We start from the raw sequence: 13,876 nt of genomic DNA on the forward strand, positions 1-13,876 counted from the left end.
ATGAATCCAGGGTGAAGCTCTACATAAGTATTTGGTAAGCCTAAGGTGTAAACTGCTGGTGGAGGAAGAGCTCAGAGCATTGGGGTTGAATGTGTTGTGGTAGAACTTGGAGTCATTGACATACAGGAAAGCATAAATGCCGAATGGATCCGACCCCCTCGATGTCTTGGGTAAGGTGGCCGGAGTTGTTCCTCTTCTTTTTGTTCAAACCACGCAATACTTGGACACCGGAATTGATCTTAAAGCTAAAGGATAACCGTTTTGCGATCGTTCACTAACCCAAATGGGACCTTGTTAACTTTGGGTTGTGCAATGCTGTCAAGAAGGCTTATTTTCCGCATCTCGCCTGAATGGCGAATCGATAGACGCTAGAGATAAGATCTGTGTTTTTCTTTAATCGGTCCATATGATAAACGCAATAATAGTAGATGATGAACAAGATAGTATTGATACCCTCACGGCGTTGGTGAACACTTTCCTAGAAGATGTGGAGATTGTAGGTACAGCCACTGATATCAGAACGGCTTATGGCTTGATTAAATCACATGAGCCAGAGTTGGTGTTCTTGGATATTGAAATGGGAACGGACACGGGCTTTGATCTTCTAGAGCTACTCGAAAACACCAATTTTCACTTAATTTTTGTTACTGCACATGAAAAATTTGCCCTTCGGGCGATAAGGTTCTCGGCCTTGGATTACCTCGTAAAGCCTGTAAGTCCTCAGGAACTAAAACGATCAGTAGCACGACTTCAACACTTTGGTGGACCCGTGGATGATGTAAAGAAAGTCAAACACATGTTTACCAACTTGCTCACCGAAAACAGAGGTCATCACAAACTGTCTATTCCCACTTTAGATGGGTTTGAGTTTGTGAAAGTATCGGACATACTATACTGTAAGGCCGATGGTAGCTATTCTCATATTTATCTAAAGAATGGCGAAAAATTGACCACGTCTAAGAACCTGAAGTATTATTCAGAGATACTTTCGGAGTATAGTTTTTATAGAATTCATAGCGCGACCCTTATTAATCTTATGTACTTGAGAAAGTTCAGCAAGTCCATAGGAGGGTATGTGATCATGGAAGATGGTAGCGAGCTGAGTGTTTCAAAAAACAGAAAAAGTGGCTTGCTTGAGGCATTGTCGTTGAACTCATAACAAACTCTAAAGCATAGAGTGTAAAATCAATGCGGACAGAAACAAATTCTTATCGCACGATGTCCCATGTTGTCTTTCATTTGTTGAATGAATAGAAATCTTCTTTTCTCCTCCATTATTTGTGGAATTTTCTTTCTGCAATCCTTTGCGGTTTGGGCCCAGCCCTCTTTGGATAGTTTGAACTCTGTCATGTTGGAGTCAAATGATGTGGAAGAGCGGTCGAAGGCTGGTCTTCGATATGCGGAGATCGTATTAGACAGTTCCAAGTTGCTGGCTATGGATGTGGTAGACCGGCTTATCCGTGACAGTAGGAATGAGCAGTACACCGTTGGGGTGGTTCGGGCTGAATTATTGAAATCATGGATTTACCTCGTTCAGGTAAACTACGAGGGAGCGCTAAGAAGTGCTTATCAGGCCAAAGAGATCTTAGAAAATGAGCAGTTAGACTCTCTTGAAATGGCTCGAGCACTCAATGTGTTGGGACTCATCCACATGGAGTTGAATGAGACGGAAGAGGCTATGGATTTTCTCGAGCAATCCTTGCATTGGTTGCAATTAATAGGAGATTCCACTAGGATGGATCACGCCTACAATAATCTGGGGGCGCTGAGCCGAAAAGAAGGGAAGCTGGAATTGTCCATTTCCTATTTTCTTCAATCTAGAGCTTTAAGAGTGGAGTTGGGGGATAGCGCCAGACTAGCCTATTCAGATTTCAATTTGGGTACGGCCTACTTGAAGCTAGGTCAACTGGATTCGGCCGGGTTCTATTTCAACCGAAGCTCTGATATTTTTAATCGGTCCAACAGTGAAGAAGGTGTGCCCGGATTATTTCACATCAGTATTGGAGAGTATTACTTGGCCAAAGGCAATCACGAAGAAGCTATATCTCATATTGAAAAAGGCTTGAGTGAAGCCCTGGAGAAAGGGTATGTAGATCGCTGGATTAAAGGGTACGATTTGCTTTCCGAAGCGCTTTATCAGTCGGGAAGAAATGAAAGCGCCTACGAGGCATTGCGAAAGCGCGTTGCAATTGCCGATAGCATCAACGAAGTGACTAATACCGCGGCCATTGCCAAAATGGAGGCACGCTATCAAAATGCCGAAACCGAGAAAAGGCTCATGAAGTCCATTGCCGAGAACTTGGAGAAGGAAAGTCAAATTATGAGCATGCGTTTCCAGAATATATGGGTGATCTCGGCTGCTCTATTTCTCATCGCCGCTGTATTCGTGCTCTATTGGTTGAGGGCGCAGAAGAGAAAGGTGTCGCAAGCTGGACTTGAGGCCGCTTTGGCTTCCACAAAATTAAAGGCACTGAAATCTCAGATCAATTCGCATTTCATTTTTAATAGCATCAACACAGCTCAGGGTTTTGTGCTCAATTCTCAAAAAGAAAAAACCTACCAATACCTCGCTCAGTTTGCCAGCCTACTCCGCAGAGTACTCGAGAATTCAGACTTTGACTTTGTGCCTTTAGAAGATGAGATAGGACTTATCAAAGACTATGTAGAAATTGAGGCGACCCGATTCAACAATAAGTTCTCCTATGAATTGTCGGTAGACGCTATTTTGGAGGATGAGATCTTCGAAATACCGAGCATGATTATTCAGCCTTTTGTGGAGAATGCAATCACCCACGGACTGATCAATTTAAGCGCTAGAGAGGGGCGATTGAGCATTGTGTTACGCAAGCTGCCTCAACAGATTCTATGTGAGATTTCCGATAACGGAATTGGGCGGGAGCGTGCAGCGGAAATCAAAATGCGAAAGCAGCGGTATTACAAGTCTAAGGCCTACTCTAATGTAGAAGAGCGCCTCCGATTATTCGATTCACAAGCTGAGGTGCGCTTTGAGGTGTCGGACTTGTATGACGAGGAGGGGCAGCCATCTGGTACTGTTGTTAAAATCTGGATGCCGTTTCGTTAGTGCTCTGGGAGAAAAAAATCAATACCGACCAATTATAAACTGAGGTCTCCCAATTGCAAATTGGTACAAAGTATTCGTGTTTCTATGAATACGTTTACTCCAAGACAACATCTCAATAGTCACAATAACCCTAGAAAATGGGGTTGGGTGACGGTATCTAAAATCAGTATATGATGGTAAAATTTTTACACAAGCAGAACACCGTATGGATGCTCATTTGCTGCTTATTGATAAGCGCATCTTCCGAGGCACAAGTTTTAACTGAAATTGTTGGTAAGCGCTTGTACGAACACCATAGCCCAGGGGCGCGTAACGCGAATGGCGGGCCAAGCGGTGAGAAGTCGGGATATGATTTCGTTGCCCACGATTTTGTGAGCAGTTTCAATCCTGCAAATTTTGGTCGATACACCAATGGCGAAGAGCAGAACATCGACATGGTAGAGCACAATGGCCCTGCTTCAGGAACGGGTAAAGCGTTTGGGATTACCTCTGGAACGAGCAGCATTTGGGCTGGAGACATCCGAGGAAATAGCACGACCAGCTGGGTGGTTGCTTCTTCAAGTTTTGACTACACGAACGCAACGAGTGCAACTGAATTACGCGACGAGTACAACGCTGGTGTTCCCGATTCAAGCATTGAGTCGATGACGGAAGGAGCCGTTTACATCGCTAGAATTCGCAACACAGGGATGTTTGTTGCCATGAAATGCTACAACGTGACTAATGGCAACATGGGTTCCGATATTTACTTCGATTTCGACTACAAATATGGAACCGTGTCCACCGTTTCTTTAGACGAGGAAAATGTGGAAGATCATATCACCATGTATCCCATGCCAGCCTCAGACGTACTCACAATTGCCAATAGCAACACTGAGCCTGTAACGGCTAGCATTAGCGCTCTTGATGGTCGTCTGTTGAGTACGTTTACTGTTCAGAAGAACACCAACCATCCTGTTGATATTAGCAATTTGGCTCAGGGTACCTATTTGGTAACCATTCAAGCAAGAGGAGGCAGGGTTTTTACAAGAAGAATCATCAAGCACTAACCTGCGAAGTCAAGATCAATCGGTAATGGATCTCGATAGGTGTAATAAACACGACTACAGCTACTCAATCTAAATTCACACAATCGTTCAGAGAGAGGTAGGTGTTGTAGACAGGGGTTGGCTTTAGCTGGCTCCTGTTTTTGTTTTTAGGGGTAGTGTAAAGTTGGATTGGAGCCCCTCTTGTCCATGAATAGGGCTTCACTTAGGATGTGATTGAAACAGCTGATGGGCTTCGGGTTTTTGTTAAAGGAGCATTCTCTCTTTCGCTAGGACATCGAACTTAAAAGAGAGAATATTCCTACACATTAGAGCTAATATTTTTCGTGTAATTTTTAGGTTAAATAAATGATTATATTGAGTATGGGTGATGCTGCGTTTAGTACTCAATGCGAGCTAAAGTCTGTGTTTATGCGGGTTTAGACGAGTCGCTTTTTGCTTTGATCTATTCGCGGAGATAAAGAGAAAGGGAATGCTTGTTCGTTGAATTAAATAAATACTTTGATTTTCAATTGGTTGCTGCAGGGTAGGGTGGCCTTCTTCCAATGGGTGTTATTGCAATATTGATGATTTTTTTACTCATCAGAAGAAAGTCTAACTTTCTATATTTCATAGGGTTTGCAGCGCATTATTTTCGGTAAATACGAGAAAAATACGTATAAATACGTATATATTTTTCGGCAATAATAGTGGTAGATTTATTGGAATTAAATATCAAAAATTAATTACCAACTACCTCTACCATGAATTCTAATCTTGCAAATAAATCGGATGCAGGCGTGCTGCGTGCATTGCAACAGTCACTACCGGATAATCAGACCACCTATCTGAATAACAATCAATATGACGCTATCATGGCGGCATTGAATTCCGCTAACCGAACGGAAGACAAATATCCCAACTTATATGCGGCCTTAAAAGGCAAGCTATATGTTGGTGATGCAATAGACGAAGCAACCATGGTAGATGCCGGAAAGACCGCGGCAGGAAAAGCAACGGCCAACATCTGGTCTCAAAGTAAGGTTGCTACTACGCTCATGGGAGGAAGTACCTATGTGTTCGATCACGTGTCAGGTGAGCTACTTGCTCAAGGGCATAACACCTCTGTACAGAGTGGCTTTTTGGGATGTTCTACACAAGCGGATTTGGCTTCTGCCGCAGGGAGTTTGATTGACGTATTGTATGTAGGTTTTTCAACATCGCCCGATGGATCATCCCGATTCTACGCGTATTCAAGACCTTCTATACCTACTACCTCCTCGCTGGTTACACGAGATTTGGCTGCTGAGGATACTCCGCCTTGTTATGAAGGGTCTGGAGGAATTACCGCGGTTGTGACGGCTCCATGTACAACGAGCAACACCAACGTTCAAATTGCAGTAGGACGTACCACAGGGGTTACGCCCCCATCCACCACAGATTATATTTATTGTGAAGCGACCAATATTCCTTCTCCCTATCTGATTGTTCCTTTTGTTGGGAATGTAGGACTATCCGGAACGATTGATTTTGGCGCATTATCCATCAATAATTTTGAGACAAAAATCTTTGTAGACGATACAGATCAGTCGTTAACATCAGAGCGTGCTACGGCCTACACCACGGATGCGAAAGTTCTCGCCGCAATGTCACAAGGGGCTGCCCCCAATGTATTGAACTGGTCATTCCCGTTTGATGGTAAAGGAGCTGGAGATAATGGCTACCAGACAACCAACTCCCTCGTATATAATCCGAGTTCTTTAGTCAATGAGATAGAGTGCTTCTTCTACTTTGCCTTTAATAATATCCCTTTTACGGATGGGTCTGCGGCAGAGCCGTTTTATGTGTGTAGTAAGGATACTCCAGATGAATCTTCTATTAACTGCACAAAGATTTTGAACCTCTATTTCTGGTGGCACTGTGTAGCGGAAGGCACCATGGTGATTCTCGAAGATGGATCAGAACTTCCTGTTGAGAAGGTGAATGAAACCCACCGTGTTCGCTCTGCAAATGGACAGTCTTACGCTGTGGCTGCAACCGTGAAAGGACTTCACAGTTCCGATGCGGATGGTGATGGAACACGTCAGGATAAGATCTTACGCGTGGTGACGAAGAATGGAAAACAGTTGGTTGCCACTGCTCATCACACGGTGTTTACGGCTGATAATCAAGTTGAAAAGATGAAGCATCTGGCGGTTGGAAGCACCATTCTCACCACCGATGGCCCATCTGAAATTGTCTCTATTGAGCCGGTTGAGATGAAAGCAAACTTTGTAGGACTTATGCTAGGAAGTCCTGAAGAACAATCCAACCCGAATTTCCCAACGAATAAGGTGGGGTATTACTCAGGAGGGATCTTGAGTGGTGATCAGAATACATTTATCCACCATCATAAAACCGGTCGACTTAACACGTCTGCCGCGTTGACTCAAGTGGATGAAAAGCTGCATGTAGATTACTCAAGTGCAGTGAAGCAGAATAGGTACTAGATCCCAATGGGCGGACCTGTTCTGGTCCGCCCTAAAACACCACAATCATGAGCACAGTAAACGTAATTACCAAGGCGTTGTATACCAGCCCGTATGCAACATTACCCCCTGGGGTCACTACCGCTGGTGTTGCCGTTCAGGCCGATACCTCACAGATCCCGAGTACTATTACTGACCCTATTTTTGTTATTCGTCTTCGTTCAGCGGATGATTCTACGGTTATTGGAACTTCTGATTCAGATGGTGCAGGGACGAGTAAATCGAATGCGAACTTTCAGCCCAGTTTCCCTCTGTCTTCCGCCGCTTCCTATATGGTGGATGGAATATGGGTGAATAGAGGTACTCCCTCAGCTGGAATTAATTGGGACGATGCCATGGGTAGCGCTCCTATTTCTGCGGGTTCACCCGTCATTCAATCTGCCCAATTTGACGGAACAAATGTGTCCGCTAGAATTGATCTTGGTTCATCGGGCATTGGTATCGGTTCGAAGGTGACACTCTATTCCCTTTCCGGAGGCACTCATGTGGAAATAGGGTCTTCTACAATTCAGGGAAACATCGTTGAGTTTGCCATGTCTCAGACGGGATATCCTCCCGTTTACTCTTTAGCCGTTCAGGCGGCAGTGCCCGTTACTAATGGTGGAGGACAAGGCAACTTTGCCGCCCCGTTTAGCTATGGTCCGCTGAGTCAGCTTGTCGGTATTCCGCAAGTGGCAAAGACGGTGACCAATGCCAGTTACGATGGCAAAAACCTGTCGCTAACATGGGATTTAGATACTCAAGCGGATTGTGCCGACCCGGATAGTAGTCTAGTTGAAATCCTCGTAAATGATAAAATTGTGGCAACAGGGAGTGGAGGGGTGAACTCAGCCAGTATTCCTATCATCCTTCCCGATTCGGATCAAGTGACGGTCAATATCCGTACAGTGGCCGATAATATGGTGGCACAGCCTCTCAATTCAAGCATCATTGCGAGTGTTCCCCCTGTAACGAATGTAGCTCTGAGCGCTGATCAGCTCAGTGTGGTTGCAGCTGTGGATGTAACGAATGGGGAGGCCTACCTCATGGATAGGAAAAAGCAAGTAGCGGGACCGCAAGCGGTAAGTTCGAAAGCCGTCTCATTTACGTACAATGCGCTTAATGCCGTTGGACTAAGCGTGGTGGCGCGGGGTAAGACTTCCGTTCTATCGGGTCCACTATCTTCCAATGCGTATCTCCTCGCCACGGCACCACAACTCATCTCAGCAAATATCGTTTCCTCATCAGATGGGACGAAATGGGATATTGACTTGATTATTAATCGTCTACCTGATGATGCGGCCAATGTAGCTAGTTACCAAATTGAGGTTGTTGAAGATGGAGGGACCAGTGTAGCTTCTCATACTACATCTTCACCTAGCTACAGCTTGAGCATAGATAAGACGGCTATTGATCTCACCAAATCTCATAGCATTGTGTTGGGTGCTACAGGAGCTTCAGGAGGGGTTTCCCCTACCGCTTCTTACGCCATTACTTTGGTTCCACCTCTATTGAGCAATGCTGGATGTTCCACCGATCAAATCACAGCTTCTTGGGCCGCGCCAGCGAATCTTCCAGCAAGTAACACGCTTCCGGTGTCTTACCAAATGGTAATTGCGGATTCAAGTGGGAAGCCTGTTTACACGGGTCCGTTTACTTCAAGTCTGCAGGGTGCAGTATCCTTGGCAGAGTTAGGCTTAGAAGGTGTTGCCAATCCTCAGATCATGGTTAATGCCCGCATTGGAAATACGGTTTTGGTGACCGATAATACCATGGGGAATAAGAGTTATGGAACGCTCTTAATGGCTGCTCCAAGTATTGGAAATATTACCGTGAATCCAACCGATAATAAGTCGGTTTTGAACTGGGATGCAGTGTCAGGAGCCGCTACCTATACAATTCATTATTCTTCTGGAAGTCCCACCACGGGAGTTACTGGAACCACCCACACCTTGACCACAGCTTTAACTCCTGGTCAAAGGCAAAGCTTTAATGTTCAGGCATTGGGAACGTCCAATGGCGTGAATGTCACTGGACCCGTTTCGGATTGGGTACAGATTCCATCGAATGCGGCCAATGCCGTCAGTATTCGTTTTAACGGTGTCACCGTACAGATGTCGTGGGAGGCTGTATCGGAAGCCAAGCTCTACAACATTAGTTTGTTTGATGATTCGAATTCCAGCGCTAGCGTGTACAGTGGAACAAGCACAGAAACAAACGCGTCGTTTACTCCAACGGGATTAGATAACGCAAAAACATACACGGCCTTTGTTCAGGCTGTAAGCGTTGAAGGAACGGGTCTCGCCGGTGCTTCTCTACCCTTGTTTACAGAGGGAATTTTTCCAAGCGCAGAGCCATCATCCACTGCCGTTCCTTACGTTTACCCCGGTCTCAATACGGCTATGCTGGGTACCAATGCGGCAAACCCGACTAAGACGGCGATCACGTTATATTTTCCAGAATTGGGCGCTGCCTCTGGTGCGTTGGGAACAAATCCGATAACCCAAGGGCCGTTTACGATTGAGCCATCGGGCAATACCTCATTGCCGTATAAATTGACCATAGCAGCCGACGATGAGGTATGGAAGTTTGAATTGGACAGTATCCGAACCACCCTGCAGTCTGATTACATCGCCTTCTTAAAGGCCGTTGAAAGTCCAACTGGAGAAGCTGGAGCCACACCTTACGGAATAAGCTTATTGCAATCTGCCATTGGTAGATATATGCCGCAGACCTTTGCGGAACTTCTCTATTACAATTTTGGGTTAACTACGGATACGTCTGTGGGTTCTGCGAGTATAGACTTGAGACCCGGAATGGTGTTACGGGCGTCGATTAGTGACTATCAAGAGGTGACGGGAACCGATGTGAACACTTGGGTTCCTGGCTATGCAGGTGCGGCTTCTTTGGATTTTGAAATTGGTGGATATACCGCAGGTAGCAATTGGCGGACGGGTTTCAATGCATTCCTAAGTGCCTTGAGTGCGCAGCAAGCACTGCACGTGGATGCGCCATATGTGAATACAAGTGGCACACAGGCTTCGGGCGTTGCAGGAGATTCTGATCTGTACTACAGCGCATTCCTTCAGCCTTTCTACCGCATGTTTGTTCCCGGTACGGTTCCTCCTGCTACATCAACGGGATCAACCACCATCAGTTCCAACTTCGCGTTGGCGGCTGCATCAGATTATACCAGCTTACAGAGTGTGGGCATTGACCCTTCGCAGAATGCTGTCGCCTATTTCAGAGCTAGAACAGTATTGCAGGCGATGATCTATGTCGTTTTAAACGGAGTAGAGAAACTGGTTCCCATCGGTACAACGGTTGGAAACTTGCTTGACCAACATGGACATCGACCAGTTACTGCTTCCAAAGCATTACAAACCCTTCGTGTATACCGTTCACTTGCACCAGTCATCACAAATACCGACAGCAGTCAATCTGTGGCCTCTGTAGTAGAAGTTCTCTTCGACTGGAACGGATTTGTCACCTATGCAGATGGCATTGGGTCGGATTCGCTTTCCATGCCACTGCTACCAGGAGATCAGGTAACCTTACAATAAAACAGAATGAGTGCTCCGACTTTTACCCAGATTACAGATACCTCCCTATTCGGGCTTTCTACCGCCTTGGATAGTGGAGTAGATGGGTATTGGGCGGGCTATTTTAACATAGATGGGCAGCTTCATGGAACGTTGAGTACCGCTGACATTTGGCAAAACACAAGCGGTTTTTATCTGTTTCTGAAGCAAACTCCAGACGATTGGGCCACCTTTCAAAATCAACTTAAACTACTCCTTCAGGGTTTGAATCCACAGGGCCAGTTGCGCTCATTGTGGTTGGATAATTCTGGAGGTTCTTACCGTTACTGGCCTAGTACGGCAATGGATGCACGGTGTATGGGCAGCGGCGCATCTATTGAGTGGAGTATCGCCCGCTCATTCTCTTTTATCACAGGGAGCTATCACATTGTAGTGCCCGGCAAGTCCAGCCTGGATTATATCAATGACACCGATGGAGGTGGATTCACCATTTCGGGAAATGGCATGTTCAATGGCCCATTGGGCGGATACTCGTATGGCAGTTGTAAAATTCCATTTTCGGGAGATGCTGTTGGGTGTATTACGGGTGTGCTTTCCATTCCCGCCGCTTCTGGAGAGGATACATTATGGACATCGCTCAAAGTCGGTTTGCAATACGCCGGAGCTCCGGGCTTTTTGGAGAACGATGGAGATGATGCGCCAAAGGAAACAGGTGCTACAGCTCTACTGTACATGCCCGTTTTTTATAATCAGTCCAATGCAATGGGATTGGTTGCAGCGTTTGACCCGTTGAATCCATTGATTTCTGCACGATCCTTTGTTTCATTACTGGAAAGCGATGGGAGTAGTCCGGGAATCATCCATTCCTACCTTAGAACCACCAGAGGCTATGCCATTGGATTAGAACCTCAACCTGCATCGGGAAGTGTGCCAGCGGCTCGTCTTGTTTTCGGCATGAGTCCGTCCAATGCCTTCATGGACGGAGTGAATGATTATCATTTAAGTCCCGAAGGAACCTTTAAGATTACGGTTACCGTACCGCCTGCAGCTGTAAAGTCCGCGGAGGGGGCGACTGCCATCGAATCCTACCAGTTGTTACTGGGATTATCGGGATTGGAGTATGTGGCTCTAGGTGGGGCGAACGACGATCTTATCGTGTTCAAAGGGGGGCAACCTGCGTATGTTCCGCAAAGAGTGGGAAGCAGTGAAGCTCAGCCTATATCTGATGCACTGACTGATGCCGCTACTACCTCATATCTAACCGTTATTCCAGATTCGGGGAATGCGGGGCGTACCTACTTTGCGCAACCTAAACAGGCTCCCGTTTTCTCTGGGAAGGACAATCTCAGTAGTGATCTGCTAGCCTTCAATGCGATGCCGGCTTATCAGTTATCCGCGGGCATGAGCACTTTCCCTAAAGTTTTTCCTAGCGGGATTTATGCGGGGTTGGATGCGGATTTCACTTTTCTAGCCACCAAACTAGAGCACGCTAGCATCTCGCCCTATCGTCACTTTTCATTGGGAGCCGCTTACGGGATAGATGCCATTCCCGTTGAAGAAAGAGTGATGCCCAAGCGTCGCGTTAGAGCTTCTACGGATCCGCTAGGAGTTACACCGCAAGGTTTGATAGCGGAATTGAACGGGACGTATGACGAGTTTGACGGACTCTACATTGGCAATATGCCCAATAGTACTTATGAAAAAGTAGCCCTTACAATGGTGTCCGGAAAATTCAAGGAATCATTGCAAAGCAATCAACTGTTCTTCGCGGCGATCAACGTGGATGAACTGATGAAGGGTACATCTGTAGAATACAGATTAACGGAAGATCCTGACAAAGACCTACTTCGTGCACAGGGAGTTCCAGAAGATATTATCACGGATGTTTACAATGCCGTTGAAGTAGGGAAGATCTATGAAACCGAAAGTGACTTTGCCGCTGTAGCGGAAGGCCCATCAACAGCAACCTACTGGCCCAATGTTCTCGATGTAGCTGGTATCCTCAAAGTGGAAATGGATGATTGGACTTTTCAATTGTCTCCGCGTTCGTGGAGATCGGTTGACAAGTATCCCGACAGCCCAACCTTGATGATTGCCAAATTCTGCAATCGATCTCTCGAAGAACTGGCAGGGGATTCCAGCAGTTGGCTCTGGCCAGAAGTGGCCACGCCAGAAGGCGGTACATTGGGCTTTACCCAAGACATACTTCAGGGGATAATCGAGGACTCAAAATCTCCAGAAGCTACTGAAGACTATCGAATTTTCTACAATACCGTGGCGTCTAACCCCAACTGGAATGGGTTTCTTTTCTTGAATACTCCAGTTGATGTGACAGAGTTTCCAGATGACCTGAAATTCTTACTTGCGGGTGTGGACATGACGAAGTTCTACGCCCATCATATTGGATTTTCTCAAACGCCATTTACGGTAACCAGTGGTCGTCCACAATTGGATCAAACGGCCGCATTTGGTCTCGTAGATTACACCGATTCGAAGGATCTGTACAGGGACGAGAGTGTTCAGTTTGCCTTTAAAACCATGCAACTGAAGGCCAGGTTTGCCAATGCCTCTCTTGCCGATTTCAGTACACAAATAGAGCTGATGCTCAATAAGCTTCTAGCCACTCCACTTGCTAAAGTACAAGCAGCTAGAGGTAACAACCTCATCATTAACGGAACCTATCAGAATGTTGGAGGTTCGCCTACTTATGCCTTTGCCCTCACTGGAGAAAACGTGTTTACAGGTTCACAATCTGCGCTTGTCAGCATGGAAGTGTTGTCCGTACGGCTAGTTACTGGGGGGAAGCCAGACGATCCCGAGACCATTCTCACCTCGTTCATGCTTACGGGCAACCTGCGATTCCTTGTGGATTACAACTTCGACCTGTTTTCCTTTGGTCCTGACCCCGAGAAGGGTACAGATGGATTCTTGCGCTTCAATGGGTTGGAGATTGATATGATTTTCAATATCACCACGCCTGAAGATCAAACCTTTGTGGCTCACGAAGAGGCATTGAGTTTTGACCTCTCCAACAGTGTGGTTAGAAACAGCGGACTGTTCAATAATTTCCCTCTTACCATGGGAAACTTGATCGCTAGTCCAAACCTAAGCGGTGAGGGAGAAGCGCCATCAGGACAAACACCTGAAGATCTAGGTTTTTCTTCCGTGTCCGCTCCTATAGATCAAACCCCAATGGTCCCAACATGGTTTGGGATGCAGTACATATTAGACATGGGTACACTCGGTGCTTTATCGGGTGGACAAAGTCTTAAGGTTACCATTTTGGTAGCTTGGTCGGAGGGTAGTGCCCAAGGAGATTCGCCTTCTTATGTTGGACTCAAGTTGCCGAACATTCCTTCCGTAGGTGGAAGTCTCCCGCTTCAAGGAGTGCTCAAGCTCGGTTTTAGAAATTTTGTTTTCCAAACCTATACGAAGACATCTGAAGGCGAAGAGAAACTGGCATATAACCTTCGTTTGAAGCGGTTCGCCCTTTCCATCCTTTTGTGGAGTTTTCCTCCTGGCAACTTTGACGTGGTATTATTTGGAAATCCTGATGATCCGAAAGGAGCACTCGGTTGGTATGCTGCATACGACAATGGAGAGAGTGGGGGTGATGGCGCTACCGCAATTGAAGGTGATGAGGTTGAGGGCCAAAAAGTCAAACTGAGTAGAACAGAGCGGAAACAACTGACGGGGAGAAGAACTCCTCCGATTAAATAG

6 protein-coding genes are annotated in these 13,876 nt (G+C 46.2%); all 6 read left to right on the forward strand.

The genetic code is table 11. The annotated features are described in order from the left end of the window. Positions 1–406 precede the first annotated feature (406 nt). The gene (locus F8C82_RS12980) at positions 407–1,159 is read left to right on the forward strand and encodes a LytR/AlgR family response regulator transcription factor (RefSeq protein WP_151694019.1); all 753 of its coding nucleotides are present in this window, start codon (positions 407–409) and stop codon (positions 1,157–1,159) included. An 87-nt stretch (positions 1,160–1,246) separates the two neighbouring features. Continuing rightward, positions 1,247–3,082 (forward strand): tetratricopeptide repeat-containing sensor histidine kinase, encoded by a 1,836-nt coding sequence (locus F8C82_RS12985; protein ID WP_151694020.1) that lies wholly within the window; start codon positions 1,247–1,249, stop codon positions 3,080–3,082. A gap of 170 nt (positions 3,083–3,252) precedes the next feature. Further along, the gene (locus F8C82_RS12990; RefSeq protein ID WP_151694021.1) at positions 3,253–4,131 is read left to right on the forward strand and encodes a T9SS type A sorting domain-containing protein; all 879 of its coding nucleotides are present in this window, start codon (positions 3,253–3,255) and stop codon (positions 4,129–4,131) included. 740 nt (positions 4,132–4,871) lie between these two features. Beyond that, on the forward strand, positions 4,872–6,596 hold the full coding sequence (locus tag F8C82_RS12995) for a Hint domain-containing protein (protein WP_151694022.1): 1,725 nt from the start codon (positions 4,872–4,874) through the stop codon (positions 6,594–6,596). Positions 6,597–6,643: 47 nt separating this feature from the next. Then, complete coding sequence (locus F8C82_RS13000; RefSeq protein ID WP_151694023.1) at positions 6,644–10,177, forward strand: hypothetical protein; 3,534 nt, start codon at positions 6,644–6,646, stop codon at positions 10,175–10,177. A 6-nt stretch (positions 10,178–10,183) separates the two neighbouring features. After that, complete coding sequence (locus tag F8C82_RS13005) at positions 10,184–13,876, forward strand: hypothetical protein (protein WP_151694024.1); 3,693 nt, start codon at positions 10,184–10,186, stop codon at positions 13,874–13,876.

It is taken from the genome of Phaeocystidibacter marisrubri (assembly GCF_008933165.1).
In the GTDB taxonomy this organism is placed as follows: domain Bacteria; phylum Bacteroidota; class Bacteroidia; order Flavobacteriales; family Schleiferiaceae; genus Phaeocystidibacter; species Phaeocystidibacter marisrubri.

What these genes read in the sequence shown, in the direction of transcription:
- F8C82_RS13000 (WP_151694023.1), top strand. Translation starts at nt 6,644, where the DNA reads ATGAGCACAGTAAACGTAATTACCAAGGCGTTGTATACCAGCCCGTAT.
- F8C82_RS12980 (WP_151694019.1), top strand. Translation starts at nt 407, where the DNA reads ATGATAAACGCAATAATAGTAGATGATGAACAAGATAGTATTGATACC.
- F8C82_RS13005 (WP_151694024.1), top strand. Translation starts at nt 10,184, where the DNA reads ATGAGTGCTCCGACTTTTACCCAGATTACAGATACCTCCCTATTCGGG.
- F8C82_RS12990 (WP_151694021.1), top strand. Translation starts at nt 3,253, where the DNA reads ATGATGGTAAAATTTTTACACAAGCAGAACACCGTATGGATGCTCATT.
- F8C82_RS12995 (WP_151694022.1), top strand. Translation starts at nt 4,872, where the DNA reads ATGAATTCTAATCTTGCAAATAAATCGGATGCAGGCGTGCTGCGTGCA.
- F8C82_RS12985 (WP_151694020.1), top strand. Translation starts at nt 1,247, where the DNA reads ATGAATAGAAATCTTCTTTTCTCCTCCATTATTTGTGGAATTTTCTTT.